At 53.4% G+C, this 26,293-nt stretch carries 25 protein-coding genes and 1 pseudogene; 6 read left to right on the forward strand and 20 right to left on the reverse strand.

Features of this window, described 5'->3' with window-relative positions:
* Positions 1-114 precede the first annotated feature (114 nt).
* The 18 genes from ABIE64_RS21650 to ABIE64_RS21735 form a co-directional block, all read right to left on the reverse strand.
* Positions 115-1,764, reverse strand: a complete 1,650-nt coding sequence (locus ABIE64_RS21650; protein ID WP_354378567.1) for a recombinase family protein — start codon at positions 1,762-1,764, stop codon at positions 115-117.
* A 30-nt stretch (positions 1,765-1,794) separates the two neighbouring features.
* A complete protein-coding gene (locus tag ABIE64_RS21655) occupies positions 1,795-2,028 on the reverse strand; it encodes a hypothetical protein (RefSeq protein WP_354378568.1) in 234 nt (77 codons plus the stop codon).
* A gap of 121 nt (positions 2,029-2,149) precedes the next feature.
* Entirely contained in the window at positions 2,150-4,324 is a 2,175-nt protein-coding gene (locus tag ABIE64_RS21660; RefSeq protein ID WP_354378569.1) for a DEAD/DEAH box helicase, read from the reverse strand.
* 7 nt (positions 4,325-4,331) lie between these two features.
* Positions 4,332-5,639, reverse strand: coding sequence for an ATP-binding protein (locus tag ABIE64_RS21665; RefSeq protein WP_354378570.1), 1,308 nt, complete (start codon positions 5,637-5,639; stop codon positions 4,332-4,334).
* Positions 5,617-8,007 (reverse strand): TerB N-terminal domain-containing protein, encoded by a 2,391-nt coding sequence (locus tag ABIE64_RS21670; RefSeq protein WP_354378571.1) that lies wholly within the window; start codon positions 8,005-8,007, stop codon positions 5,617-5,619. The genes ABIE64_RS21665 and ABIE64_RS21670 overlap by 23 nt, the downstream gene beginning before the upstream one ends.
* Positions 8,008-8,363: 356 nt before the next feature.
* Complete coding sequence (locus ABIE64_RS21675; RefSeq protein ID WP_354378572.1) at positions 8,364-9,278, reverse strand: nucleotidyl transferase AbiEii/AbiGii toxin family protein; 915 nt, start codon at positions 9,276-9,278, stop codon at positions 8,364-8,366.
* On the reverse strand, positions 9,271-10,173 hold the full coding sequence (locus ABIE64_RS21680; RefSeq protein WP_354378573.1) for a type IV toxin-antitoxin system AbiEi family antitoxin domain-containing protein: 903 nt from the start codon (positions 10,171-10,173) through the stop codon (positions 9,271-9,273). The genes ABIE64_RS21675 and ABIE64_RS21680 overlap by 8 nt, the downstream gene beginning before the upstream one ends.
* A 186-nt stretch (positions 10,174-10,359) precedes the next feature.
* The gene (locus ABIE64_RS21685) at positions 10,360-10,611 is read right to left on the reverse strand and encodes a DUF2274 domain-containing protein (protein WP_354378574.1); all 252 of its coding nucleotides are present in this window, start codon (positions 10,609-10,611) and stop codon (positions 10,360-10,362) included.
* The gene (locus ABIE64_RS21690; RefSeq protein WP_354378575.1) at positions 10,608-11,795 is read right to left on the reverse strand and encodes a TraB/TrbI/VirB10 family type IV secretion system protein; all 1,188 of its coding nucleotides are present in this window, start codon (positions 11,793-11,795) and stop codon (positions 10,608-10,610) included. Before ABIE64_RS21690 ends, ABIE64_RS21685 begins: the two co-directional genes overlap by 4 nt.
* Positions 11,785-12,774, reverse strand: a complete 990-nt coding sequence (gene trbG / locus ABIE64_RS21695) for a P-type conjugative transfer protein TrbG (RefSeq protein WP_354378576.1) — start codon at positions 12,772-12,774, stop codon at positions 11,785-11,787. Before trbG ends, ABIE64_RS21690 begins: the two co-directional genes overlap by 11 nt.
* Positions 12,775-12,779: 5 nt before the next feature.
* A complete protein-coding gene (trbF, locus tag ABIE64_RS21700; RefSeq protein ID WP_354378577.1) occupies positions 12,780-13,487 on the reverse strand; it encodes a conjugal transfer protein TrbF in 708 nt (235 codons plus the stop codon).
* Positions 13,488-14,822: a P-type conjugative transfer protein TrbL gene (gene trbL / locus ABIE64_RS21705; RefSeq protein WP_354378578.1), complete on the reverse strand. Its 1,335-nt coding sequence runs from the start codon at positions 14,820-14,822 to the stop codon at positions 13,488-13,490. It lies immediately after the preceding gene.
* Between the two features lie 17 nt (positions 14,823-14,839).
* Entirely contained in the window at positions 14,840-15,550 is a 711-nt protein-coding gene (gene trbJ / locus ABIE64_RS21710) for a P-type conjugative transfer protein TrbJ (RefSeq protein WP_354378579.1), read from the reverse strand.
* Complete coding sequence (gene trbE, locus ABIE64_RS21715) at positions 15,547-17,997, reverse strand: conjugal transfer protein TrbE (protein ID WP_354378580.1); 2,451 nt, start codon at positions 17,995-17,997, stop codon at positions 15,547-15,549. Before trbE ends, trbJ begins: the two co-directional genes overlap by 4 nt.
* The gene (locus ABIE64_RS21720; protein ID WP_354378581.1) at positions 17,991-18,260 is read right to left on the reverse strand and encodes a VirB3 family type IV secretion system protein; all 270 of its coding nucleotides are present in this window, start codon (positions 18,258-18,260) and stop codon (positions 17,991-17,993) included. Before ABIE64_RS21720 ends, trbE begins: the two co-directional genes overlap by 7 nt.
* Complete coding sequence (locus tag ABIE64_RS21725) at positions 18,260-18,595, reverse strand: TrbC/VirB2 family type IV secretion system protein (protein WP_354378582.1); 336 nt, start codon at positions 18,593-18,595, stop codon at positions 18,260-18,262. Before ABIE64_RS21725 ends, ABIE64_RS21720 begins: the two co-directional genes overlap by 1 nt.
* A gap of 13 nt (positions 18,596-18,608) precedes the next feature.
* On the reverse strand, positions 18,609-19,589 hold the full coding sequence (trbB, locus tag ABIE64_RS21730) for a P-type conjugative transfer ATPase TrbB (protein WP_354378583.1): 981 nt from the start codon (positions 19,587-19,589) through the stop codon (positions 18,609-18,611).
* The gene (locus ABIE64_RS21735) at positions 19,586-19,987 is read right to left on the reverse strand and encodes a ribbon-helix-helix domain-containing protein (RefSeq protein WP_097052534.1); all 402 of its coding nucleotides are present in this window, start codon (positions 19,985-19,987) and stop codon (positions 19,586-19,588) included. Before ABIE64_RS21735 ends, trbB begins: the two co-directional genes overlap by 4 nt.
* Positions 19,988-20,318: 331 nt before the next feature.
* Here ABIE64_RS21735 and ABIE64_RS21740 point away from each other — a divergent pair, with 331 nt between their 5' ends.
* Both ABIE64_RS21740 and ABIE64_RS21745 read left to right on the forward strand, forming a co-directional pair.
* Entirely contained in the window at positions 20,319-20,828 is a 510-nt protein-coding gene (locus tag ABIE64_RS21740) for an RNA polymerase sigma factor (RefSeq protein ID WP_354378584.1), read from the forward strand.
* 69 nt (positions 20,829-20,897) lie between these two features.
* Positions 20,898-21,368: a DUF6789 family protein gene (locus ABIE64_RS21745; protein ID WP_354378585.1), complete on the forward strand. Its 471-nt coding sequence runs from the start codon at positions 20,898-20,900 to the stop codon at positions 21,366-21,368.
* 10 nt (positions 21,369-21,378) lie between these two features.
* Here the strand turns inward: ABIE64_RS21745 and ABIE64_RS21750 are convergent, their stop codons facing one another.
* A complete protein-coding gene (locus ABIE64_RS21750; RefSeq protein WP_354378586.1) occupies positions 21,379-21,561 on the reverse strand; it encodes a hypothetical protein in 183 nt (60 codons plus the stop codon).
* Between the two features lie 45 nt (positions 21,562-21,606).
* Here ABIE64_RS21750 and ABIE64_RS21755 point away from each other — a divergent pair, with 45 nt between their 5' ends.
* Together ABIE64_RS21755 and ABIE64_RS21760 are read left to right on the forward strand one after the other, a co-directional pair.
* Positions 21,607-22,203, forward strand: coding sequence for a TlpA disulfide reductase family protein (locus ABIE64_RS21755; RefSeq protein ID WP_354378587.1), 597 nt, complete (start codon positions 21,607-21,609; stop codon positions 22,201-22,203).
* Between the two features lie 30 nt (positions 22,204-22,233).
* Positions 22,234-22,959 (forward strand): winged helix-turn-helix domain-containing protein, encoded by a 726-nt coding sequence (locus ABIE64_RS21760; protein WP_354378588.1) that lies wholly within the window; start codon positions 22,234-22,236, stop codon positions 22,957-22,959.
* 95 nt (positions 22,960-23,054) lie between these two features.
* Here the strand turns inward: ABIE64_RS21760 and ABIE64_RS21765 are convergent.
* Positions 23,055-23,757, reverse strand: a pseudogene (locus tag ABIE64_RS21765) (IS5 family transposase).
* 167 nt (positions 23,758-23,924) lie between these two features.
* On the opposite strand from ABIE64_RS21765, the gene ABIE64_RS21770 reads away from it, so the two are divergent.
* Positions 23,925-24,323, forward strand: a complete 399-nt coding sequence (locus ABIE64_RS21770; RefSeq protein ID WP_354378589.1) for a c-type cytochrome — start codon at positions 23,925-23,927, stop codon at positions 24,321-24,323.
* 507 nt (positions 24,324-24,830) lie between these two features.
* Complete coding sequence (locus tag ABIE64_RS21775) at positions 24,831-25,337, forward strand: cytochrome P460 family protein (RefSeq protein WP_354378590.1); 507 nt, start codon at positions 24,831-24,833, stop codon at positions 25,335-25,337.
* Positions 25,338-26,293: the final 956 nt, after the last annotated feature.

A 26,293-nucleotide genomic window follows, 5' to 3' on the forward strand; every position in this document is an offset into this window, starting at 1 on the left:
TCTGCGCACCATGAACTGGTGGTGGCCACCACCAGTTCAAACAAAAGAGGCAGAAGGATCATAACAAATCCTTCTGCCTCTCAATGTATAAGCCCGCCACGAGGGCAGGCTTTCTTAAAGTTGGTTGCGGGGGCCCGAGGCCACCTTTGTTATAACTTCAGGCGGACTTTGGCTTTTGCGCTCGGTCGCAATGTCGAGAATGCCCATCAATTCACCACGCAAGCTGATTTGAAAGTCACCGCGCTTATCTCCCGGCGTAACAATTATTTCTCCAACTACGGACCTGATTGCGTCTGCCGCCTCCGCATACATCAGTGGATCGTCGAGAGCTGCGGTTAGGTTTTGCACCTTCTTCCGGTACATCTCCGCAATATTTGGATGGATGTCGGGAACATCTTGAGGAACCTCATCCATACGCGCGATGATCTCTTGTTTTTCCTGCTCAAGCTCTTCCATTCGGGACTTCATCGCCGACTGGTACATGCCATCTTCAATAGCCGACATAATGCCCGCAATCCCGCGCTCGACCTTTTCCAGTTTCTGCCGATCAAGAACAGCTTGTGCACGGCGCTCCCGGTTCATCTGGTTCAGACCTTCGGCATAGGCCTGAACCGCTTCTGCCACCGCCTCTGCAGAAACCAGTTTTTCGGTAAGCCCGGCCAGAACACGAGCTTCAATTGTGTCTCGAACAATTGTGCGGCCATTGTCACAGGTTCCACGACGATAACGGTTCAGACAACCGTACCGGTCTCGGGTGATGATGCCGTAGTTGCCACCACAGCAACCGCACTTGATAAGACCGGAAAACAGGAAAGCCGGTCTGCGCAAGCTATTGAGCTTTGCGGCATGGTATGCGCGAACACCCTTGGTAACATTTGCATACTTCCTGGAAATTTCTTCCTGCCGACAACGCGTGGCCTGCCATAGATCATCTTCAACGATACGCAACCCAGGCACCTCAGTCCGAACCCACTCGGTTTCCGGGTTAGGTCGTGAAACCCGCCTTCCGGTCGCCGGGTTCTTTACATAATGGAGCCGGTTCCAGACCATCACGCCGATATAAAGCTCGTTATTCACGATGCCAGTCCCTCGGGAAACATGACCACGAATGGTCGTATCACCCCAAACCCGACCATACGGCCCGGGTATACCTTCCCGGTTGAGGTCAGCAGCGATCGCCTTCGGACTTTTACCCGCAGAAAATTCACGGAAAATACGGCGAACAATTTCGGCTTCTGCCGCGTTGATTTTTCTCTCGCCCGTAACTGGCTCACCGTCGCTGTTCAGACGCTTTACAACATCATATCCGTAGCAAACCCCGCCGCCGGATTTACCGTTCTCAACACGACCACGAAGACCTCGACGGGTTTTATCGGCAAGATCCTTGAGAAAGAGTGCATTCATGGTGCCCTTGAGGCCAACATGCAGTTCGGAGATTTCACCTTCGGCCAATGTAACGATGCGCACCCCTGCGAACTTCAGATGTTTGAACAAAGTTGCAACATCTGCCTGATCCCGACTGACACGGTCCAATGCCTCTGCCAGCACCACATCGAACTTCTTCGCCTGAGCATCCTGCAACAAGCTTTGAACACCCGGTCGCAACGTTATGCTGGCACCCGAGATGGCCGCATCCTGATAGGTGCCGACAATTCGCCATCTTTCCCGCTTTGCCTGCTCCCGGCAAATACGGAATTGATCTTCGATAGAGTTTTCACTCTGGTTGTCAGAGGAGTAACGGGCATAGAGCGCTACACGGGTCATGAGGCTTTCCTTTCTCTTAAAATAAAAGGTTCACCCTTTGGGGCCATGCCCCTTTATCTCTTCTTCCAATGTGGCAGGACTATTGTCGTTAGCTGCCCGACGTTGCTTTTTCCCCCATGCCAAATAGTGTTTCCGAGCGATATGATGGCCTATGGCACGGGCGATAATACAAACAGAAGGGTCCGGCTTAATTTTCAGCCTTCCCCTCGGTTGATCATTGTCGTTAGCTGTAAACGAACTGCTTTCATCAAGTTTCTTCGCCATCCTCTCACCCTCAGGTGGTTAGCAAGTACCACTGAATGATGACATGGCCTAAAATGTGAAAATACCCTCATCAAATACGCCTAGAATACGTTCTGGCCAACTTAACCGTGTCACCATTGATCTACACTTTAGAAAGCACCTTGGTGGCTAAGTCCGATAATAAGTGAGGAGCAAGTCTGGAAGACGTTGCATCTAGTGCCAGAAGATTTGTAGACAGATAGGAGTGAAACTTTTCCGACATTAGGTTTCCTGCACCAGATAGGAGATCTATGGCGTCGCCCGAGGCAATGTTTTCCAGAGTAGCTTGAAGAGATGGGGTTTCAGCTGCTGTCTCAACCAGCAGAAACCCGTCGTATTGCTCTACCGACAGACCGAAGCTTTTGAGCGCAAGTGCCAGAGTGGCAGTTTTTACAGTCCCCACACGCGTCGAAATAATCGAAGTATGCTCGCTTACGCCCAGAACAGATTTGGAATGGAACCCCATTTGTTCATATGTGAAGCGTGCTTCCTTTAGCATTCCGAGTGAGACAGCATCCATATAGACTGGCCTGCTATCTCCTTCGAGAAGGGTGAACATTCTTTCTATCACCGTGTCATGAATATCACCCGGATTACCACCAAATGTCGGGGGAACACCTGCTTTGGCAGGTTGAACGACAATGATCTTTTCTTGATCGTGAATTTGCTGAACCAGCCAACGGCGCCCCGAGAAAATAAGCAACATCCCAAGGAACAGCACATTATCAATTGGCAGAGTACCAAGCTCATAACCATCCGTCACAAGGCGATATTCTTCAGGGGTCTGGAATACTGCAAAAAAGCTGTAGTGCTCGACCAATCTCTCGCCCATCGGACCTAACAGCAAGAGGCCGCTGTTCGATTGCTCAATGAGGCCCATTTCGGGAGCTCCAATCGCTCGCAAAACATCCGCAAAAATATGTGACGTAACCTGTCGAAATGGCCCTTCCTTACACAGTATCTTGTAAACTGTTGTCGCAGATGCACCACCAAGTTGAGCAATCACCGACAAGGTCTGATGTACGAGTGTGGAGAGGTGGATTGCATCCGGTTTCGGCGGCTCACACCACCCCTCTAGAAGCAGGTCAATCATTGCAGTCGATCTGACCAAATTGAGGCGGAGCCGATCAACAAAACTGCTGTCCGCAGTCAGTTTACTCTCGACGACGTACTGCCTGAGGATGGCGGGTTGTCCCTCTCGTCTACCTGAGCGACCTAAACGTTGTCGAAGTGCCGCGACGCTGAAAGGGGCTCCGATTTGGGCCACGCTGTTCACGTCGCCAATGTCGATTCCGAGTTCAAGTGTTGATGTGCAGACTGCCGTAGTCGGCTGCCCAGGTTTTTTGAGGCGACGCTCGACGAAATCTCTGTGCTCGCGAGATAGGCTGGCGTGGTGTGGGTAGAATTCTAGAGGGAGATGCTCTTTGTCACAAAGGTCCCGTAATCCATCCGCGTATATTTCTACCTGCTGCCGGGCGCCAGCGAAGATCAAATTGTCACTTCCTCGAAGATACTTGAACAGGTGTGCGGTAATTCCATCGATCGCAGAGGGACTACTCTCGCCTTCTGCACCGGAGAGGTAGCCGCGGAGTTGCAGCATCAGTTCTGCCTCTCCTCCTTCAGATTCGATCAATTGGACAGCGTCGACGTTGTCAGGCCGAAGGTACGATTTGGCCAAATCCATGTCTCCGAGCGTTGCTGACAGACCAACACGTCGGACTGGGCGTTTGATAGCAAGTTCGAGGCGCGTCAAGAGCGATCGCACTTGAATGCCACGCTCACTGTCAAGAACCGTGTGAAGCTCGTCAATAATGACAGTACGTGTGGCAGCAAAGAGACGCGTAATTTCCAAACCGCGATGGATAAAAAGGGCTTCAAGCGATTCAGGCGTAATCAACAGGATCCCTTTGGGTGACTTGATTGCGCGTGCTTTAATTGACTGCGAAATATCTCCATGCCACGGAACAACCGGTAGCGACATTTCTCGGCAGATATCCTCTAGGCGCATGGCCTGATCGGTGATCAACGCTTTAAGCGGCCCGATGTAAAGTAAGTCGAACCCCGAAAGCTCTACTGGCTCGTCAATCACCTCAGAAATCAATGGAAGAAACGCCGCCTCAGTTTTCCCGCCTGCAGTTGAAGCCGCAATGACGATATCTGCATGGCTATCGCAAATAGCATTGATGGACCGCACCTGAATATCACGTAACTCGCGCCATCCTTGCTGCCTGATCCATTTCTGTATTGGTCTCGCCAGTTTTTCGAAAGCGCTGCTCATGCATGTGTCAAAGTTTGAAGCTGATTAGATCATCGTCGGCTTGTGTTTGGTTCCCAATGGTCTCGTCAATCTCGCTCATATCTTCTCCCAAGTCCTCGGAAACCTCGATCTTTTCAACCAAATCGCTCCACTCAATGCCAGGGTTTTGCTCAAGGACGGAAAGCAGGTTCACAAAAGCAGTCACCGTATTCCTTGGTGTCCGGAAATAGGCCTCGCCGATACGATCTGAGCAATGCGCCATAAAGGCCTCCAACGCCTCGTCAGGCAATGCATTGGTATCATCCTGCATAACACGCCGAACATTGGCAAGTAGCACAAAAAGGTCCTCGGGGGTCAGGCTTGCCAGTCGGACGACTGGCCCCGACAGGTCAACCAAGCCGTCACGCGCAAAGGTGTTTTCGGCTAACCTCGATTGAAGCGCTTCATAACTGTAGAGTCCTCGACGGGTATTCAACAAGAATTCCGGAGTGCCTCCCATCAGGAAGCCAAGGTTTTCTGCACTGCCCTGCAGCACATCATTGAGAATACGGAGGATTTGCTCGTAATTCGCATTTCGTGCCTGAGACGAGGTGAGCTTGTAGAGGTTCACCATCTCATCGAGGCCCACAAGCAGTCCTTTATATCCGGCCTCGCATACAAATGCCGACATCAGCTTAAGGTGATCATAGACGCTTGCGTCATCGATGATCGTGCGAACGCCGAGCATTTTGCGAGCATCGGTGCGAGTAGCAAACTCCCCACGAAGCCAACGCAAGGCGGCGGATTTAAGTTCGTCATCACCGGTCTCATGACCTTCCCAATACCGCCGAATGACCTCTGCAAACTCAAAACCTCCGGTCAATTCTTCGAAGTAGCCAAGGCGCTCACGAATAACGGAGCTGGTAGGCGAGTCCAGCTGTTCAGCATCGCGATGAGCTTGGCTGACGAACCTCTCGACAACACTGGCCAGCGCCCCACCGTCAGGTTTGGTTCGCGTAGACAGGTTTCGAGCCATCTCCGCATAGAGCCCTCGCGCCTGCCCACCGGTTGCATGAATACGGCGATCAGGCGCCAAGTCTGCAGACATCACGACCAGACCTTTTTCCAAGGCGACAAGCCTGATCAAGTTCATGAAGAATGTTTTGCCTGATCCATATTCACCGATTATGAACCGGATAGCGGAACCACCGTCCGAAATTCGGTCGATGTCCCTCACAAGCTCTCCAATCTCCCGAACGCGACCAACCTGGATATGTCGCAAGCCGAGCTTGGGTACAACACCGGCCCTCAACGCCTGAACAATGGCATCACGCTCACGCGGTTTCAGTTTCGACATTATTGTCCTCCGCTACCATTTTTTTTCTTACCGTCTCCGCGATATCCTGAGACACGTCATACCCTTCATACTCGTCGAGCAGAGCTTCGTCATGGGTTTCGAAAGCCCATTCATTCACCGTCTCCAATGCTCCAGAAGGCATCAAACCATGCATCTCGCAAAGTTGTTCAAAGCCATCCTCGGACCAATGCTCCTGGATGATCAGGTCCAGAACCAAAGCATTGTGCTTTGGATCAAGTCCAGGCAGGAGGCTTTGGTTCATTGATGCGGTCTCGATATCCTGATCGTCATCGACGTCGAAGATTTGACCAAGAACCGACGAAACACGTTCCGTGTCAGATCGGATTGCCGCTATTCGAGATACATCAAGCCTCGGACCACTTGTCTTATCAGCTTTCGGAATTGTTTCTCCTGGATGCCCAGGTTGAGCAGCCCGAACCTGACGTGGCCCATCGGAGATTTCCCCGGCATGCAAATCGGAGTATGCGAGCGTGGGGTTCAATCCCAGCACCTTGTATATTTTCTCTATGCTAGCCACTTCATCCGAATGAATAATACCGTCTGCAAGTGCAGCGGTGACCAATGCCGCCCGCATGGCAGCTTGACTATCATCGCTAACTTCTTTGAGCTTCCGGCGAAGAAGATAAATGTCGGGTGGCACCGTCAAGAACCACTCAAGATTTGCGCGAAGCCGTCGCTGTTCTGGGTCGCCCAATCCTTCTGCTGACTCGACTTGTCCTTCCAGAGCCTTTCGTTCAGCTTCCGAAATCTTGCCATCTGCATGAGCGACAAACGTACCGAGCATCAATTCTATCAGAGCGCTTCGATATCCGTCAGACACCTCCTCCAACTTTTCAACGGGTTCGCCCAAAGTAAACAGCACTACCGGCTCTTCCGGCTTCGGCGAACGCAGCGCAAATCGCGGATCCGGCGCAAGGCCAAAACCAAGCCTCGCTAGGGCATCGGCCGCCCCCGTCAATTGCCGTTTTCCAATCTTCGCCGAGGTATCACCTTCCAGACGTTCAATCACGTCCGCAAGCGGAACCAATCCGCCATTGTTAACGATGGCGCTCGCCCAAGCTCTCAAGCCCTCCATTTCCTCGGATGGGAATGACTGCCACAAGTCCGAGGGCAGCAACGCATGCGCCTCTACGCTGCCGCGGCCGTCGGGGTTCCGGCCGAGAAACCGGCTTAATTTGTCGAGATCATTCATCACCTCATCTGCAAGTTCCTGCGCAATCTCTATCGGTTTTCGCAAACTTGAGATATCCGGGACCGGTTTTCCATCAACTCTCGGATTGGCCGTACCTTCGAACTCTCCAGAGGCGGCTCGATATGATGCTGCAAGCGATTTTCTGGGTTTGTTAACCTTCAGACCTTCCGGAAATCGCTCGTCAAAACGGATGCGGAAGAGAGCAAAAAACTCATCTCTGCAGCGGGTTGCTGGCGTCCGCAAATTGCTTTCGGGATTGCAGATGAACCAACTTAGCACCCAGTCGGCACTGAGGTTCTCTCCCTTAATAATTCTTGTTCCGATTGCGAACTTCAATGAAAATGGAAGTTCCCAACCTTGCCGTTCGAAAATGGGATTAATCAAAGAAGGGTCGGTTTCCACCACCATTGCAAGATCGATAAACTCGCTAAGATATCGACTGACAGAATGGTTATCTGGATAGAGGGATTTCAGTCGTCTTACTTCTTCGACGATATCCGCCGCGTCTTCGTTCGATTGATCAACAAAGAAACGGCGTTCAAGCCCGTAGAAATACATAAACATGTAGCCAGGGTCATATGACGCATCATTTCGCCCGTTTGCCAACCAGTCCAGATAGGTTGCCCGGCATTGCGGAGAGATATCAGAGTATCCCGGCCAATAGGGCATTCCATAACCTGTCTTGTCCGTCCCTATATCCGCAACGGAAAGCGATGGATCGATATAGGCTCTGCATTTGTCGCGATATCCATAGCTGTTAAGCAGAGGCGGCTTCCCAACATATACCATCCCACCAATGTCGCGTCCCGCCACCGTTGCGCTTGCGCCAGATGGAATCCATTCGCTTTTTGGCAAGCGAAATGACGCCGGTGTTGAGACACTCCTCACCTGATTTCTTTTGGTGGCTTCCTCCAGAACTGCGGCACGCTGGGTTTTGGTGGTAGCAGGACGTTCTTTAGCTCGAGCTTTGGTATTCGCCTTTCGTGATCGCCTTTTTTCCTGCCACCATATCAGCATGACCGGAACACCAAAGGCGAACAGCATCTGACCACCATCCGGCCATTCTTTGAGCATCGTACTCACCACGACCATACTCAAAACGAAGTATAAGCCGAGAAAAAGTGTAATTCGGAAAAATTTTATTATTACAGTCATTATCGGACCCCCATCCGAATTACACTTGCTGCGCCAGCAGCATTGCAAAGAGATGAAGGAATGCAATGCTTTGCGTTGATATCAATTGCTTGCAAGCATAACCATGATAACCGTCGATATCCAAGCGATTTTCCCTAAGGAAAATGCGACACCTTACACCCTTTGCTCTTCTCAAAGGTGAACGCCCTACGCAATCAGACAAATGTATTTTCAGCTAAAATTTCTAAATATTACATGCTCTCAAACTATCAGCAACGGAAGTTGCCTCTGGATTTTCCGACAGCTTTAACAGTGCGGAGTGACTTCTACATTTGGCACAAGGTAGATTTCTGGTGACCGATCGATCGTCACAAATATCAGGAAAGTAACTCCTCCAACCTCCCCCTTAATTCCATATGCTTCACCGGGTTATCATCCCTAAGACGGCGCAGATTAAGAAGCTTCCATTGAACCGCCGGAAGCTGTTCTGCTGCAGGCAGACCTATCAGATTAAAATCCGGCTTTCCATCATGCAGCGACAACAGGAAGCGGGCAAAATCCCCTGTGAGGGCATTTCGGATATCGGCAATCAAACGCGACCGCACGTTTTCCAAATCAACGGGATTGACCTCGTCTCGCGTCATCCCTGCAAATTCCTGATCATGCAGTTCCTCAATCGGAACAAGTGCCGGTGCCAGCAACTCATGCGGCGGTCGTCCCGATGTACTGACATAGACCAGGAAAACCCGCAGCAAATCATCAGTCAGCCCTTCATTTTCATATAGCAGCTTGACGTCAAACAGGTCCCGCGGATGCTGGCGATCAAGGGCGGCATGCAGCTTCCCGGCATATAAGTCCTCAAATGAAAGGACATGCATCTCGGCAAACCCGAAAGCCTCTTCCACGGCATCCGATACCTTGTACAACACCGGTGGCAGAACCGTGCCACGCATGACCGGAGACGTCTCAATCTTCACGTTGGTCGTTCCTTGCGTGGCCATGATCCGGGTTTCGAGATTTCCGCCACCAGCGATCCGCTGAAACCGTACATCCCTGTTTTCACGGCTTGCCGCTGCAATGATCCGGTCCAGCGCCTGATCAATATTTGCAAGTGACGTCGCCCGATCTTCGATTGGTAGATATGTCAGGTCAATATCAACAGACAGGCGAGGTAAATCTCGGTAAAAAAGATTGATCGCCGAACCGCCTTTCAGCGCAAAGACTTCCTCTCGCGCAATCACCGGCAGAAGGCGCATCAGCAGCCGGACCTGTTCGACATAACGCTCACGCATTATGGCTCCCCTCCCCCTGCTCCGAGGGCATAAACGCTGTGGGGACTGATATCCGGTAGATCGGATGTATTTTTCCCTCCTTGATCAAGGCGCGCGGCCCCGATCCCAAATCGATCTCAGATTTGTCGAGATATTTCAGCCAGGCGTGAGCGTGACGATCGGCAAAAACGAAAAACAACCGTTTGACCTTGATGCTCTGACAAGCGCGCAAGAGGGTCATGAGATGTTTCGGTCGCAAATTGGCAAGCCCCTGGAAGATCATGTCAAGATTGTCAAAACCCGCATGCGATGGCAATTCATCGAGTGCTTCAAGGATCGCCCGTTCCGGTGAGGATACCTTGAGCGGCCAATGCCACGGACTAATGGTTGGACCAGTATTGCCGCTCATATTCTCGAGCGGACGTTCCACGTTCTCGATGCCGACCGGATCATCCGCAAACAGGTTGGTCGAGCGGACAATAAACTCTGTTTCTCCCGGCAATCGTGCGAGCCAGGACGGTACCTCGCCATAGAGATAGACACGCTCTTTGTTGCCCAGCGACAGATAATGAGAGAAGCCATGGAAGGTCAGTGCACTCAATCCTCCCAGATGGACCTCATGTTCCATGACCGACTGGATCGACAGCAAAACAAGCTGCCAATCGGGAGCGGAATTCCGGTTCAAACGGGCTGAATGATCTGCACGTGATAATGGTCGACGGTAAACACCCCGGACTACCCGCTCCAGCCACCCCCGCTCGGCATAGTTATGAATCGATTTGGGATCGACGCCAAACCGCTTCAGCCATGCCGCATCAACCAGGAAGCCGGGAGGCACCCGCTCCAGCATTGGTTTCAATCTTGGTGTTCTTTGATGGCTCATAACCATCAAAATCGCATTTTTTGAAAAAATCATCAATTGAATTTTTAATTTCTCAGCTTTTGATGGCTTTTAACCATCAAAATCAGGATTTAGTAAAATGCCCTGAGAGCAGTACCCCTACGTCGAGATGTTACAAATCCTCGGCATCCATTCACAAATGCCGAGCTTTTGCAACACCGCCCCCGGCATCATATGAGACTGACACCTGACCCACATCACTCACGACGATTTGTTTTGCCGCCCCTCCTGTACGGCACCCGTCATCCCCTCCTTCCGCGCCCGCACAAAGGCCCGATCATTCTCAAGAAACGCCTCAAGCATGAACGGAATCAGTTCCGCAACCGCCTCGCTCTCACCATAGGTCTCCCGATAGAGCGTCGCATAATCCCGCAGTTTCCGGTTCAGATCGGCATTGACGGTGACCGTCAGCCTGACCGGTTTGCGATCGGGCAGCTTGGCAAGCTTCATCATTTTTGCTCTCCACCATAGGGTTTAAGCACAAGGTCGCGCTGGACGATCACGCGGACCGGCCAGCCGGGACGGATCTTGATGGTCGGCTGAATGTTGAGGTGCTTCTCGGTGATCTGCCGTCCGGCCCGATCAACATTCTGCTGGGTGCTTTCGCGAATGGCGCGCACCAGATCGCTTTCGTCGCTGCCGAGTGTCAGTTCGGTTCCGACCCCGAGCAGGGTCGCCAGCGAGATGCCTTTGAGCAACTGCCATGTATGGTAATCAACCTCATCCTCGAGCCCGGCATAGCCGCTGGCATCAGAGGCCGGCATGTTATCGAGCCGGATCGACGTTCCATCGGGCATCAGGATGCGCTGCCAGACCACCAGTGCGCGCGACTGACCGAAGGCAACCACGCTGTCATAGGTGCCGATCAGCCGGGCCCCTTGCGGGATCAGCACGGTCATGCCGGTGACAGTGTCATACACATTGGTATCCACCTGGGCGATGATCTGACCGGGCAGATCAGAATTGATCCCGGTAACCAGGCTGGCCGGAATGACACCGCCCGCCATGACCTGCCAGGGCGAGACCGGGGTTTCCATCACATGCGGATTGTAAATCCCGCCATCGTCATAGTCGCGCATGAAGTCGAGCTTGCGCTGCGGCTCATCCGGAACCGCATTCGGATCGGTATCAGTTGCAATTGAGGCAACATCCCCATTTATCGCGGCTCGATTTTCGGAAGCTTGACTGTTTGGTGGTTCGGACGACACCGCATTGACCAGCGAGAAGAACACACCGGACTCCCTTGCATCAATCGCCTGTTGGGCCTGCCGCTGCTCGGCGAGCGAAAGCTCACCGGAGGCAACATCCATTCCCTGTGCCCGCTGGGCTGCGACAATCGGACGTCCCAGATCGCCCGGCAAAGGTGGCCCTAGCTTTGGCACATCCTGCTTTATCTCGGAATAGTCTTTGGGCAGGTTCTCCAACTGATCGGGTCTTGCCTCCTGCCCGGCATGATAGAGCTCGTCATTATCATTGGCGTTTTTGAAGGACGGCGTTTGCAAGGCCATCATCGCGATCCCGAGAAGTGCGCCCGATCCCAGTGCGGTAACTCCGATCACGATACTGCGCCGGAAGCGGACAATCCGGGCATCCGGTCGACCGCGCAGCTCAAAACTCTCTTCAGGCCTATCCGTCATCGCGAGCTCTCCCACCGGAAGTGTCGAGATGCGTGATCCGCACCACCTGTTGCGGGTCGGTTCCCATACGCAGTTCGGCGATCCGGAACAACTGATCGACAATAAAGTAGGTACCGCGCTTGCGGTAATTGACCAGTTGCGTGTCGCCATTGGCCCCGATCACGAACAGTGGCGGTACTTCTCCCCGATCGATACGTTCGGGGAATTCGATATAGACCTTGCGCCCATCGTCGAAGACCCGGATTGGGCGCCAGGACGGATTGTCTCCTTCGATCTCATAGCTAAAACTGATCTTCTCAAGCGCCAGATTCTGGGCGACCGGTTGTGCGGCAATCGCCTCGGCATTGTTCCGTCGCAACATCACCAACCGATCCTGCGGATAGCTCCAGGAAATCGCCGCCATCGCTGTTTCTGCGGTGCTGAGCATTTGCAGATGATAGGTCCGCCGGTCTGTGGCGATCATGAGATTGGTCTTGAGCGCCGGTGCAAAGGGTTTGATCAGGATATGAACCTGTTGCTCATTCCCCGATCCGCTGGTGGTATCGCCAATCACCCAGCGCACCGTATCCCCGGCCGATACCGCGCGAAGCTGTTCACCGGCCTGCAGGGCAATATCGGTCACCTGCCCTGGGGCGCCATAGAGACGATAAAGCGCGCCTTCACTATAGGGATAGACCTGCACGGCATTGATATAGCCGTGTTTCGACGGCTCCAGAAGTGCTGCCTTATTCGCCGTCTCGACCCGCTCTTCAGGCGAAAGCTTGTCTGCCGGTGATTGGCCTGGCAGCGGCATCAGTTGCCCCGGCAAGGGTAAGGGTTTGGGAACCTCAACGATTTCGACCGGACGTGCGGGCTCCGCTTTAATGGTCGCCTCTTTGAAGCTGGCCCGATCATAGCTGATCGCAGGCGGCGGTGTCCCCGCCTTGCAGGCAGTGAGCACCATCATAGAACAGGTAAGCATCATCGCATTGTGTTTCATGAGCATTACTCCTGCGATCCGGGAGAGGATGTGTCGAACTCGCGCGACCAGTCGATTGCCCGGACATAGAGCCCGAGCGGGTTCTTGCGCAGTTCTTCGGCATTGGCCGGTGATTTCGAGATGACAGTCAGGATGGCGGTCCAGCGTCTTGTGCGCATCAGGGCACCGCGCTCATAGATGCGCTCCTGCCATTTGACCTGAAAGGATTGATCGGATGCGCGCACCACACTTGAGACCTCGACCGACACACTGCGCTCGCCGATCTCGGCGAAGGGATCATTACGATTGGCATAATCGTTGAGGAACTGCACGGCCTGACCGGTGACAAAACCATAGGCTGCCAGCCAATTCTGGCGGACCAGCACCGGATCGGTGGAAACCGAGCGGACCAGTTTGATGAAGCGGGCCAGATACCAGGCGAGTTGTGCATCGGTGGGCTGGTAGTCCGGCGCGACCGGCGCGATCGCTCTTGCCTCGCCGAAACGGTCGATCTCGACGATATAGGGCACCACCCGGCTTTGCAGGGATTGCCAGATCAACCCTCCCGATAACGAACAGGCCAGTGCAAAACAGCCAAAGGCCATCAAGCGCCAGTTCCGGGCCTGAACACGTGCCGATCCGATACGCATATCCCAGACCTGACCGGCCTTCTGATAGGGTGTTTCGGGTTCGGGCGTCGTACCATAACGCTGCAGGGATCTTTTAAACGGCATCTATTCCCCCTTTTCGTCGAGAGACGGATTGGCGCCAGAACCGGGGCGATCACCATCGCGCACGGCCTGCGTGGTCGAGTGTCGGTGAGCCCGCATATTCTGCTCATGACGCAGACGTCGCGCCCAATCGGGTGCTGTTGCTCTATTGCTGTTGGCTGCATGAAAGCTTGCCGATCCAGTTGGAGCACCACCGGTTGCGGCCCAAGCCGCTGCCCTGCCCTTCTCGGCCTCAAGCTTCAGGGTTTTGACAGCGCGATCCGACACCGAGCGCACGGTTTGACTTGCCTTGCCACCGGCAGCACGGGCAACACCGCCCATACCGGCAGCAGTTCCGGCCAAACCTGTTGCTCCCGAGGCGGCACGTCCCATCTGAAAGGATGTTGTCACACCGGCACCAAGTGCGGTTGCCGCACGCAGGGCAACCAGACCGCCCCCGGCAACCGCTCCGACACCACTCAGCGCAGCACCACCGACCAAAAGCGTCGCCCCGGCAGCGGCACCAGCCGTTCCGAGTACAGCGCCGGCACCGAGTTGCGGCGCACCTGAGACCAGACCCGACGCAATACCGGGTCCGAAAATACCCAGCCCCAAAAGTGCCAAAGCACCGAGTACCATCGACATGGCCGCGGCCATGTCGGGTTCCTGCCCCTGAAGGGCATCGGTGAAACTTGTAAACAGGGTGGAGCCGATCCCGACAATCACGGCCAGCACCATGACTTTCACGCCTGACGAGATGACATTGCCAAGTACCCGCTCAGCCAGAAAGGCGGTCTTGTTCCACAATGCGAACGGCACCAGCACGAAGCCGGCCAGGGCTGTCAGCTTGAACTCGAGCACCGTGATGAAGAGCTGGATCGAGAGGATGAAGAAAGCGATGATCACCAGGAACCAGGCCAGCAACAGCACGAAGATGGTCAGGGCATTGACGAAGAGATCGGGAATACCGACCAGATTGCCGACCTGCGCGATCAGCGGCCACGCTGCCTCATAGCCGGTTGCGGCAATCTTGCCCGGTTGCAACAGATCGTCTGCGGTCAGGCTTCCCGGCACCGTTTGCAGCCCCAACCCGGCAAACGAGGCATAGATGATCCCGGTCAGAGTCTGGAAGTTATTGAGGATCAGGGCGAAGGTCCCGACATAGAGCACCTTGCGGATCAGACGGGCGAGAATATTGTCCTCGCCACCCAGCGCCCAGAACAGACCGGCCAGCGTGATATCGATCCCGATCAGGATGGAGGTCAGAAACCCGACATCGCCCGATAGCAGGCCGAAGCCGCTATCGATATAGCGGCCAAACACCTCCATGAAGCGATCGATGATGCCAAGATTATCCATACCCAGACCCGATCCGATTATTCGTCATAGACACTGGATGTGCCGAGGAAGCGTTTGGTCAGAGCCCGCCCGCTTTCCTCACTCTGGGCCTTGCGCGCCCGATCCTGGGTTTCCGCCCGTTGCTGGGCAACCAGCATCGACTGGATCTGCATCTGCTGTTTTGTCGAAAGCGCCAGCAACTGATTGGCGGTTTGCTGGGCGGCCAAGGCACCGGGAGCGCCCTGGCTTCGGGCCACCAGGTCATTGAGCAACGGGCGGTCCTGCTGGATATTGCCAGCAATCCCGGCCTGCAAACGCAGGCTCTTGCGATAGGCGTCCATGGTATTTTGCCAGCGCTCGCGGGCCGCGGTCGCGACGTCACTGGCCTTGAGGGTTTCCTCATAGCTGTCGGGATATTGCCGGGCGAGTTGCAGATCGAGCTCGGCAACATCAAACCCGATCCCGTCAGCCTGCATCATCAGGCCATCGATCCGGTCAAGCGCGCTCATCATCTGGCTGGCGGAGGAATAATCCAGACGTTCGAGATTGCGCGCCATGTTCTGCAACATCGTCGCCTGGTTCTGAAGCGAGCGGATCTGATTGTTGATCTGTTCCAGTGCTCGGCTGGCCTGCAGGATGTTCTGGGCGAAGTTGGTGGCATCAAATACCGGCCAGGCGGCAAGAGCGATATGGGTCCAGAACAAAGCTGGCAAAACAATTGAAATGGCTTTGAACATGATGCGTTTCATGAGACCTCTCCTGCCTTGGAAAACTGACCGATCAGATCCCCGGCCCAGTCCAGTCCTCTGGCTGCGAGGAAGTGTTGGGCAAAATCCGCATGCCCGTGATTGGCCAGAACCTGATCGATAAGTTTCTGAGCTGCCGGGTCCGAGGCCCCACACAGGGTCAATGCGATCGGGCCGAGCCCGAGTTCAAACAGCCGGTTACCTTGTCTGGATTGCAGGTAATAGTGACGCTTGGGTGTGGCCTGGGCGATCAGGTCGATCTGGCGGCTATTCAAACCGAACCGCTCATAGGCTTCTCTGGCCTGCGGCTCGATGGCCCGGTCATTGGGCAGGAAGATCCGCTGTGGACAGCTTTCGATGATGGCCGGTGCAATGGTTGAGTCCGCGATATCGGCAAGTGACTGGGTGGCGAAGATCACCGAGACATTGCGTTTGCGCAGAACCTTGAGCCATTCGCGAATGCGCGCGGCAAACAGCGGGTTATCGAGATAGATCCAGGCCTCATCGAGAATGAGCAGGCTGGGGCGGCCATCAAATCGGGCTTCGAGCCGATGAAACAGCCAGGTCAGAACCGGTAGCACCGCCCCGGCCCGGTTCATCAGCTCCTCGGTCTCAAAGCAATGAATGTCGGAAAGTGTTAGCCTATCTTCAGCAGCATCAAGCAGATAGCCAAGCGGCCCTTCCAGCGTATAGAGCTGAAGCGCTGCCTTGAGCGCATTGGACTGCAGCAGCATGACAAGTCCGGTGAGCGTCCGTTCCTCAACCGGTGCACTTGCCAGACTGGAAAGGGCTGACCAGACCATATCCTTGATCTCGGGGGTGACCCGAACCTTCTCGTGATCGAGCAGCATCGCGATCCAGTCCGCCGCCCAGCTTCGGATCGCCGGATCGTCGATCTCGCGTAATGGCTGGAAAGACAGACCTTCACTGGCGCCGAGCGGATAATGTTCCCCGCCCATCGCCAGTACTGCGGCGCGGGCCGAGTTGCCCTTATCGAACATATAGATCTGCGCATCGGGGTAACGGCGAAACTGCATCGCCATCAGGGCGAGCAGAACCGACTTGCCCGCCCCGGTCGGCCCGACAATCAGCATATGGCCGACATCGCCGATATGGGTGGAAAAGCGAAAGGGTGTGGTTCCCGAGGTTTGTGCATAGAATAGTGGCGGACAGAACTGCCCTGTGACCTCGGAGAGATGGGCGTTATCAGTCGGTCCGGCCCAGACTGCTGAGAGCGGTGTCAGATGGGCCAGATTGAGCGTGTGGATCAGAGGCTGGCGCACATTGGCATAGACGTGCCCCGGCAGACTGCCAAGCCAAGCTTCGATCGCATTGACGGTCTCACGAATAGTCGTGAAGCCATGCCCATTGACGATGCGCTCGACCGTTCTGATCTTGTCCTCGACCGCCTGAAGATCGCGATCAAAGACTGTAACCGTCACGGTCAGATAACCGAACCCGACATGATCGCCACCCAGGGCCTGCAAAGCAGCATCGGCATCCACCGCCTTGTTGTCTGCATCGCTATCAACAAGTGCTGATGCCTCATTGGTCATCACCTCACGCAGGATGGCGGCAACCGATTTGCGCTTGGCGAACCATTGCCGACGCAAGCGGGTCAGCACCCTGTTGGCATCTGTGCGATCCAACGGCATGAAACGCGACACCCAGCGATAGGCAAAATCCTGATGATTGAGCGCATCCAGCACGCCGGGACGGGTGGTATCGGGAAACCCGAGAAGAGTGATGCTGCGCAGATGCCAATCGCCCAGCATCGGCTCAAGACCACCCACAAGCGGCGTATCGGCCAGGATGGCATCAAGATAGACCGGAATCTCGGGCGCATGCACCGGATGGTGTTTGGTCGAGACGGTGTCATGCAGAAACGTCAGCGTCTCGTCGTCATCCAGCGGCACGACTTCGGGCATGAAGCCTGCGAGCAGGTCCAGCACCCGCTCCGTATCCTCGGTGAACCGTTCCAGTTCCAGCCGCCAGTTCCGTCCTTCTTCCTTCCGGCCGGTTTCCACAAACAGCTTTGTGCCGCGTGACTGGAGATCAGGCGGCGGCATGAACAGTAAGGTCAGGTAATAGCGGCTTTCGAAATGTGCCCCCTGACGCGCTTCGGCAAAGGCCGCCCGGCGTTCCTCATCGACCAGCCACGAGGCCGGATCGGGAAATCGGGACACAGGATAGGTCTCGGCCTCGCTCCGGTTTGCTTCAAAGAACAGCGCCCAGCCCGAGCCGAGACGCTTGAGCACGTTATTGACCCGCGCACAAAACCCGATCAGTTCGGCCTCGGTGGCACTTTCGAGATCGGGCCCCCGAAAACGAAATGTCCGCTGAAAGCTGCCATCCTTGTTCAGGATAATCCCCGGTGCGACCAGAGCCGCCCATGGCAGGAGATCGGCCAGACACGCCGTCTTGTTGCGATATTCGGCAAGGTTCAGCATCGCCACCATCTCCTCTGGCGCAGATGGCGGGCGAGGACCGGTAAAAAATCCGGATCACGCTTGGCGGCAAACACCGCCAGCGTCTGACCGATAAAGAACAACCCCAATCCAGCACCCCATTGCTGCAGCCCTAGCCCGATGGCAGCCGCAAAAGTGCCATTGAGGATGGCGACCGAACGCGGTGCTCCGCCGAGAAAGATCGGCTCGGTCAATGCCCGATGAACCGGAATGTCAAACCCCTCAATGGATCGATCATCACGCATCAGATCAGCGCCCCACCGCCAAACGAGAAGAAGGACAGGAAGAAGGAACTGGCCGCAAAGGCGATCGACAGGCCAAACACGATCTGGATCAGGCGCCGGAACCCGCCGGAGGTTTCTCCGAAGGCCAGGGTCAGACCGGTGACGATGATGATGATCACGGCAACGATCTTGGCCACCGGCCCCTGAACGGATTCCAGAATGCGCTGCAACGGTTCTTCCCACGGCATGCCCGACCCGGCAGCCATGGCATCGGGTGCGAGAGCGATCAGCGTGACTGCCGCCAGACAGAAAGCCGACAGGAGAGTGCGTGGCGGTGCACAATGTCTTGCGGACATGAACTTTCTCCATTCAGATCGATTGCAGTCGGGGAAGAGTGAGCGGGGTCAGGGCGTAATCGGCATTGCCATCCAGACCGTTGAGCGTGGCGATGGTCTCGATCCTGCGCGCCGGTCCACGCCCGGAGATGAACACCACCAGATCAATTGCTTCGGCAATCAGGTGACGTGGCACGACCGTAACCACTTCCTGCACCAGTTGCTCAATGCGATAGAGTGCGGCATGGGCGGAATTGGCATGGACGGTCGCAAGGCCGCCGGGATGACCCGTGTTCCAGGCCTTGAGCATGTCGAGCGCTTCCGGTCCCCGCACCTCGCCGACAATAATCCGGTCGGGTCGAAGACGCAGGGTCGAGCGCACCAGATCGGAGAGCGACACCACATCGCGTCGGGTCCGTAGGGCCACGCAATCACGGGCAGCACATTGCAGCTCACGCGTATCCTCGATCAGGATCACGCGATCCTCGCAGTCGGCGATCTCGGCGAGCAGCGCATTGGCCAGTGTGGTTTTGCCAGACGAGGTACCACCGGCAATCAGGATATTTTTGCGATCACGTACTGCCTTGCGCAGGGCTTCGGCCTGCAGCGGCAACGCGATCCGGTCACGGACATAATCGGCGAGTGTGTAGATGCGTTCGGCCGGTTTGCGGATGGCAAAACAGGGGGCCTGTACGACCGGCGGCAAAAGCCCTTCAAACCGTTCGCCACCGACAGCATTGGTTTGAGCGGGCAGTTCGGCGCTGACGATCGGCTGATCGGCGTGGGTTTCTGTGCGAATATGCGATGCCACCAGACGGATGATCCGTTCGGCCTCGGCCGGGTGAATAACCATCCCGGTATCGATGCAGCCCTGCCCCAGCCGATCCAGCCACAGCTTGCCATCCGGGTTGACCATGATCTCGATCACGGCCGGATCCTTGAGCGCTTCAGAGATCGGGGTGCCCAGTGCGGAGCGTAGCATGTCACGGCGGCGTTGCTCGGAGACGGTGTTCATTGTTCCGCCTCCGTCTCATCGCTCTCGAACGATTTGCGTCCACCCGCAATCTGGCGGCCGACCTGTTCGATGAATTTCTGGTAGCGCTCATTGGCCACCGCCTGGGTGGCCTTGTCCGGCACCGGGGTATGGGCGTTGAAAGTGAGATAGAGCCGCACGAAAAATGCGAGGCTTTCGGTCAGGACGTCGATATCCCGGCGCACCAGTGCACTCTCGCGGCTCAAGCGGTCCAGACGGATACGCAATGCCTCTTCAAGAGCATTGGCGCCGCGATGGCGGAGATAATGACGCAGGGCATCGCCGATGATCGCGGATTTGGAGGTCCCCGGACGTGCCGCCAGTGCTTCAAGCTCCGCACTGGTATCGGCATCGATATAGATGTTGTGACGCGGCTTCATCGCCCCTGCCCTGACTATCGGAAGAAGTCAGGGTAGGATGGGACAAGAGTGAGGAATCTCTTATGGCTCTTAATTGCGACGAATTGCGATGTCGCAGGGTAAAAGTGATTTATTGATCTGCTAGCGACTGTGCCTATCCGCTAGGTTGATGTCGTGATGAGCCATTACGTGTCTTTCGCTGTACTCACAATTCTGTGACTAACAGTTGACCAAGGTCAGGTGAAACCAAAGTTTAGAATTGACCCTCTACGTTGTCAGGAGCACGCATCATATTCAGCATTCAGATTGGCGCGTGTACGGGCTTTGTCTCGAACAAAGGGTGGAAAGAGGTATGAAAGCAGACCCGGAACTGATCCGCGCTGCGCAGACAGGCAATCGTAAAGCACTGGAGAATCTCATCGCGGTGAGCCGGGTGGACATTCAGCGTGTCGCAAAATGGCATTGTGCGAGTAACGGAGATGCAGAAGACGCCACGCAAGAGACGTTGTGGATCATGTATCGGCGAATTGGAGGTTTACAGACGATCGCATCCTTTCCGGCCTGGACGTTTTCCATCGTTCGGCGCGAATGTAACAGGCTGTGGCGAAAAATGAGAAATGAAGTGGAACTCCCCCCTGATGATTCTCCTCTCTTTGCATTTCGACCGGAAGTTGAACTAAGAAATGATTTGGCTGCTGCCATTCACTCTCTTCCAGACAAATACCGCACCGTCATCGTTCTGCGTGACATCCGTGAACTTTCTATCGAGGAGATCGCGAATGAGCTTGGCTTTTCGCGCGCGGCGGTAAAAAGCCGAATTCACCGGGGCAGACGCATGATCCGCGAGTATCTCGACGATTAAATTTACGCCGGTTTCAGTTTTCACTTTGTGAAACGAAAACAGCCTGCTTTTTAAGATAAGGAGAAGAAAATGAGTATCTATGCAAAAGCCATGCTGGCAGGATTTGCCGCAACTGCCGTTCTGTCGGTTCTGATGGTGATGAAAGCAATGATGGGACTTATGCCGGCTCTGGATGTTATTTCGATGCTGAGTGGCATGGCGAAGCAGATGCTCGGTTTCGGGGGGATGTGGCTTGGATGGATGGTCCACTTCCTGATCGGGACCGTGCTGTGGGGAGGGTTGTATGCCCTCCTCTACGACAAAATTCCGACATCTTCACCTGTCGGCAAAGCCGTCATGTTCGCTGTTGGTGCCTGGCTTTTGATGATGATCATGGCAATGCCCATGGCGGGGGCGGGTCTGTTCGGCCTTAAGCTCGGCATGATGGCACCGATTATGACTTTGATCCTGCACGTTATCTGGGGATTGGTTCTGGGGGGCATATTTGCCGGACTGTCATCCCTGACGGTCGATAGAGCCAACGCGACGTCGGATCAATAACTTCAAACCGTCAGGGCTGTCCCGAAGGAATGCCCTTCGGGTCTGTCTTGGCGGAAAACAAGATAACTTGGCCTGTATTCTCATCTGGAAACGGACCGTGCAGCTTTTGCCGTCCCAGTCCTGCCACGGTCTTGTTCCATGACTGAATTGGGAAATTGTTCAATAAAATAATTCTGCGATGAAATTTTTTCATCTCTGAGCCCCCTCTCTACTTTTAGAGATAAGGTTTTTTTCAATCATGAAATTGATGTCCAATGCCAATTGGAAGCTTTTTGTTTTCCTGATCTTTCCTATTTTATTTCAACAATCAACCTGCGAGGCGGAAGATTTATCTGATTTAGCCATTCTGGATAACGGAAACGATCAGTTCACAGAACTTCGTCCTCAGGAGAGGGTTGATGATTATCTCTTTTACAATGAAAACCGAAACTTGCTCAGCATGCGAAAGTTTCGCGGAAGCAATGTGATCCTTAATTTTTGGGCCACTTGGTGTGCACCCTGCATTAAAGAAATGCCGTCATTGGCACAACTGGCAGACAACTACTCCGATCAGAATATACAGGTGGTTGCTGTTTCTCTTGATCATACCGGGGTCGATCATGTCCGAGATTTTCTTAATCATATTTCTGCAGGTGATTTGAAAATATATTTTGATCCCGAGAACAGGAAAGAATCGGTTGTTACGAGGAAAAATGGACTTGGTTTAAAAATATACGGGCTTCCAATTACCTATTTTATTAACAAGGATGGTTATGTCCTTGGGTATATTGTAGGCAGCGTAGACTGGCAGTCAAATAAAGCAAAATATTTTCTCGAGAATTTCATCAAAAAGTGAAAAAGGTATTCTTCAGATATGGAGAGGGTTTTGTTTATTGGAGACACAGATTATGCCTCCCATGCAAGTAACTACTTGACAGAATTTTCCGAAATTTACTCAACGGCAATACGCATAAACAACCTGTCGCATATAAATGATGTTGCAAGAAACTATACTTTATTGGTTCTCTGCCAGGAAACCAATGATCAAGATTTATTTTATCCCTTGTTTCAGAAAATAGATATCGAAAACAAAAGAAGGAGTGTGATTGTTCACGGAAAAATTTCTGATGACCTGGTGATTGATGTCCTCAATGCCGGAGCAATCAATTGCATTTCGGCACAGGAATCATTCCCGGTTGTGGCCGCGAAAATCAAATCCGCTCTCCGCACTGTGATTGCGACCAGCCATTATGTCATTCAAATCGGTAGATTTCTGTATGACTCGAGCCATCATACGCTTTTGAACATTTCCAACGGAGACAAAATCAAAGTTCAGAACCGCCAGAACCAGATACTTAAATATATGGTGAGAAACAAGGGAAGGTTGGTGACTGTCCGGGAATTACAGAGAAACATATGGGGTTATCATGCTGAAATAGACACACATGCCGTGGAAACTGGCGTTTACAGATTAAGAAAAAAAATAGAACGAAACCATAAAGACCCAAAAATATTAATACGGAAAGGGGAAGGATATATTTTATCACAAACGCCAAATATTTCTAACATTCCGATTAGGCAACAACCCGAGAAATATGAAGAAATGAAATGAAATGAAATGAAGAACGACACCAATAACGAAAAGAAAAGCAACCGCAGCATGCGCAAAGTTTTGCTCTTGAGTGCGGGGTTAGGCTCCAGACTCATTCAAATCCAGAAGCAGACGAGTGTGGCAAGACATAATCCGACCAGGAAGTTTTCGGCCTTTTTGTCGTAGCGGGTGGCGATACGGCAAAAGTCCTTGAGGCGACAGAACGCGCCCGATGATATTGCGGTTCTTGTAGCGCTTTGCGTCAAAGGCATGTGGTTCTTTGCAGTTTGAAAGGTTCGGGATGGGATCACGGGCTGGATGCTGAGTCGCACCAACCAGTCACGCTAATGGCCCGCATAGCACCCCTTGTCGGCGAGCAGATAGCGGGCGCCAGACAGACGACAAGTGGTCGGCAGAGACTATCGCTTATGGCGTGAACCCTGGTGTTGCGCCTACCCTTTGTGTGCCCTATGACCTGAACAGAAGCCCGCCTTTCCCACCAGCCGCAAAACGGTGTGCCTTGACATGTGTGCTGTCGATGGAAATCTCTTCCGGGGTCCGGGCCAACACCGCGGTCAGCTCCGCAAACATGTACTGCCAGATGCCTTTTTGAGACCAGCGATTATAGCGATTGTAAACCGTCGTGTGCGGGCCATATTCGGCGGGGCAATCCTGCCACCGGCAACCGGATTGAAGAATATGAATGATCCCTGAAATGCTCCGTCGATCATCAACACACCTACGTCCGGCGGCACGACACGGAAGGTACGGCTCGATCAATGCCCATTGTTCATCCGACAACCAAAATCCACGTTCCATACCTTAAAGCCTCCCAAATGGATATTTAAGGTGTTGAATCAGTTAAATGTTAATAAGTCCTAACCTTATATCAATCATCACAGCTTACAATATTGTGATCCTAGAGTGACTTGCTTCTTCACCTTAATACAGTTCAAGATTTTGAGCATGAAACGGGGAGAGACGGCATGAGTTTCAATTTACGAATAGCGGTTCTTACCTTAGCTTTCAGCCTCACAATGTCACATGTCGCTTTGGCGGATGCGCCTGACGGCGGAAAAGTCTTTAAAAAATGTGCGGCTTGTCATTCGCTTGAGCCAGGAAAGAACAAGGTAGGACCTTCCTTGTTCGGTGTAGTTGGTCGACAATGTGGTTCGGTGAAAGGCTACCGCTACGGTGCTGATTACAAGGCGGCCTGCAATATCGGCTTTCAGACCAATGAAGCGTTTCTGGAAGAATATCTCGCCGGGCCAAGTGACAAACTCGGGAAGATTCTTGGCCGTAAAGCCCGTTCCAAAATGCCTTTCAAACTCAAGGAAACCCAGGAAATCCTGGATGTCATCGAGTTCCTCAAGGTTCAAAACTGATAATTGTCATTCTGAGTACACATGAAGAGTGACAAAACCTGTCGGGAGGACAGAATAATGGGAACAAAAATCAATCTTTTGTCAGCTGTAGCACTGCCTGCTCTTGCCGTTGGTGTCGGATCTTTCGGTATAACGGCTTCAAGCTCGGCAACATCATTGGCTCAGCCTGTCGCAGAAGTTGCTTCATGCGCCCCCGCCAACCCTTGCGCGGCAGTGAATCCTTGTGCTGCGGCGAACCCTTGTGCTGCCAAGACCCCCTGCGCAGCAAGCAATCCATGCGCAGCTAACCCTTGCGCCGGATGGTCTCCGGCGTCCAGCACTTGTTACGTTCCTCGTCTCGCTGCGGCAAAAGAAAACAATCCATGTGCGGCTACTAATCCTTGCACCCCCAATCCGTGCGCGGCCAATCCCTGCGCCACAGCGAACCCATGTGCTGCCGCCCGAGCGACCAATCCTTGCGCAACGGACAATCCATGCTCTGCCAATCCATGCAGCCCCTGCGGCGCGATGGATGTTGCAGATATCACCGATGAGGAAGCCATTGCCATGTGGGATTGCCTGATCGATGAAATGCGGACTTCCTGGGGACAGTCCGGTAATCCGTCGGCCCTGTCATTTGATAGTTGGCGTTCGTTCTCCTCCTCCCCGTATCCATCCGCGACACATGGCAGTCGCTATGTAATGAATTATGCCAACGATACGGGATCAGGAGGATACGGTGCCTATGAGGATGTCGGCACCATGCCGGAAGGCTCCATTCTGGCAAAACCCAGTTTTACGGTTGACAGCAGCGGTCGCGCTGCTGCCGGACCACTCTTCCTTATGGAAAAAATGCAGAGCGGATTCTTTGCGGAGGCGAATGACTGGAAATATACGATGATTATGCCCAATGGCAGTATTTCGGGAACCAGTAAAGGCAAAGGCTCAGCCAATGTCGAATTCTGCGTTGCCTGTCATATGGCCGCACCCGATACCGATCATCTGTTTTTCCTTCCGGATGAATACCGGAAATAGTTTTTGAACCGATCATGAAACCCTAGACGTTCGGGGTTGTCATTATCCTCAACATAGCCAACACCTTTGAACTTCGATGAGTAACGGGCTGGACACATCGTCCAGCCCGTTATACTGATCCTGCATTCACTTTTTGAAACAGGAAAAATTTATGTCTATCCATAACCGTGTTTCCAACTGATCGCGATTATGATAGCGTGACATCTAGTTTTACAGACTATGAAGATAGACAGAAATCAGATTGAAGATGATCAATCGTGAACCGGAAAAGAGAACGAAAAATATCCTGTCATTCCTATGCAAGGTATTGATCGTAACAATGCTGATTACCTCTTTGTTTACGTCGGCAATCTGGGTTGTTTTGTACGGATACATCGGCGTTTACCAACTTGTATTCTGTGCAATCATATTGTTGGCGGGCCTTTTCTGGATCCGTAAAATTATTGGCTGTTCCAGTTACAATTTGACCGAAAAAAACTAATCTGGTGCACCTGATCACTATGTGGATATCCAAAGGTCATACGTTTGAACTAAAATCTTCGACAAAAGCATATGTAGACCTTCATCTCAGCCGAGCACTTTTCAAGAATCCTCAAGGCTTTGAAAAGGCCAGGACGGTATAAAAAGGTCTCTCGACAAAAGAACTTGATCACTTCAGGCTAGAGACAACTAATCACACGCAGGAAATTAGCCCCTCCCGGTAGGAGCTTTACCCGTCCGAACTCACGTCGATCATTGGAGGTCCATTATCGCGACTCTCAGATATGAGGAATGTGTGTTCGATGGGCCCAATCAATGACGAGCGCTTCCTCGCCTGATCTTAGTAAAACATCTTTTCTGCTTCAGAAATGCCGCAAGACTGGTTCTCGCGATATTTTTCTTAACCTGAAATCAAACTTCACATTCCTTACACTTACACGTGAATTCGCCGGAGCAGATTTCTCATTTAAGAAATA

The sequence above is a fragment of the Thalassospira sp. MBR-102 genome (assembly GCF_040549275.1).
Taxonomy (GTDB): domain Bacteria; phylum Pseudomonadota; class Alphaproteobacteria; order Rhodospirillales; family Thalassospiraceae; genus Thalassospira; species Thalassospira xiamenensis.

Coding starts and splice junctions, on each gene's coding strand:
- ABIE64_RS21650 (WP_354378567.1), bottom strand. CDS start 1,764: ATGACCCGTGTAGCGCTCTATGCCCGTTACTCCTCTGACAACCAGAGT.
- ABIE64_RS21655 (WP_354378568.1), bottom strand. CDS start 2,028: ATGGCGAAGAAACTTGATGAAAGCAGTTCGTTTACAGCTAACGACAAT.
- ABIE64_RS21660 (WP_354378569.1), bottom strand. CDS start 4,324: ATGAGCAGCGCTTTCGAAAAACTGGCGAGACCAATACAGAAATGGATC.
- ABIE64_RS21665 (WP_354378570.1), bottom strand. CDS start 5,639: ATGTCGAAACTGAAACCGCGTGAGCGTGATGCCATTGTTCAGGCGTTG.
- ABIE64_RS21670 (WP_354378571.1), bottom strand. CDS start 8,007: ATGACTGTAATAATAAAATTTTTCCGAATTACACTTTTTCTCGGCTTA.
- ABIE64_RS21675 (WP_354378572.1), bottom strand. CDS start 9,278: ATGCGTGAGCGTTATGTCGAACAGGTCCGGCTGCTGATGCGCCTTCTG.
- ABIE64_RS21680 (WP_354378573.1), bottom strand. CDS start 10,173: ATGATTTTTTCAAAAAATGCGATTTTGATGGTTATGAGCCATCAAAGA.
- ABIE64_RS21685 (WP_354378574.1), bottom strand. CDS start 10,611: ATGATGAAGCTTGCCAAGCTGCCCGATCGCAAACCGGTCAGGCTGACG.
- ABIE64_RS21690 (WP_354378575.1), bottom strand. CDS start 11,795: ATGACGGATAGGCCTGAAGAGAGTTTTGAGCTGCGCGGTCGACCGGAT.
- trbG (WP_354378576.1), bottom strand. CDS start 12,774: ATGAAACACAATGCGATGATGCTTACCTGTTCTATGATGGTGCTCACT.
- trbF (WP_354378577.1), bottom strand. CDS start 13,487: ATGCCGTTTAAAAGATCCCTGCAGCGTTATGGTACGACGCCCGAACCC.
- trbL (WP_354378578.1), bottom strand. CDS start 14,822: ATGGATAATCTTGGCATCATCGATCGCTTCATGGAGGTGTTTGGCCGC.
- trbJ (WP_354378579.1), bottom strand. CDS start 15,550: ATGAAACGCATCATGTTCAAAGCCATTTCAATTGTTTTGCCAGCTTTG.
- trbE (WP_354378580.1), bottom strand. CDS start 17,997: ATGCTGAACCTTGCCGAATATCGCAACAAGACGGCGTGTCTGGCCGAT.
- ABIE64_RS21720 (WP_354378581.1), bottom strand. CDS start 18,260: ATGCGTGATGATCGATCCATTGAGGGGTTTGACATTCCGGTTCATCGG.
- ABIE64_RS21725 (WP_354378582.1), bottom strand. CDS start 18,595: ATGTCCGCAAGACATTGTGCACCGCCACGCACTCTCCTGTCGGCTTTC.
- trbB (WP_354378583.1), bottom strand. CDS start 19,589: ATGAACACCGTCTCCGAGCAACGCCGCCGTGACATGCTACGCTCCGCA.
- ABIE64_RS21735 (WP_097052534.1), bottom strand. CDS start 19,987: ATGAAGCCGCGTCACAACATCTATATCGATGCCGATACCAGTGCGGAG.
- ABIE64_RS21740 (WP_354378584.1), top strand. CDS start 20,319: ATGAAAGCAGACCCGGAACTGATCCGCGCTGCGCAGACAGGCAATCGT.
- ABIE64_RS21745 (WP_354378585.1), top strand. CDS start 20,898: ATGAGTATCTATGCAAAAGCCATGCTGGCAGGATTTGCCGCAACTGCC.
- ABIE64_RS21750 (WP_354378586.1), bottom strand. CDS start 21,561: ATGAAAAAATTTCATCGCAGAATTATTTTATTGAACAATTTCCCAATT.
- ABIE64_RS21755 (WP_354378587.1), top strand. CDS start 21,607: ATGAAATTGATGTCCAATGCCAATTGGAAGCTTTTTGTTTTCCTGATC.
- ABIE64_RS21770 (WP_354378589.1), top strand. CDS start 23,925: ATGAGTTTCAATTTACGAATAGCGGTTCTTACCTTAGCTTTCAGCCTC.
- ABIE64_RS21775 (WP_354378590.1), top strand. CDS start 24,831: ATGGATGTTGCAGATATCACCGATGAGGAAGCCATTGCCATGTGGGAT.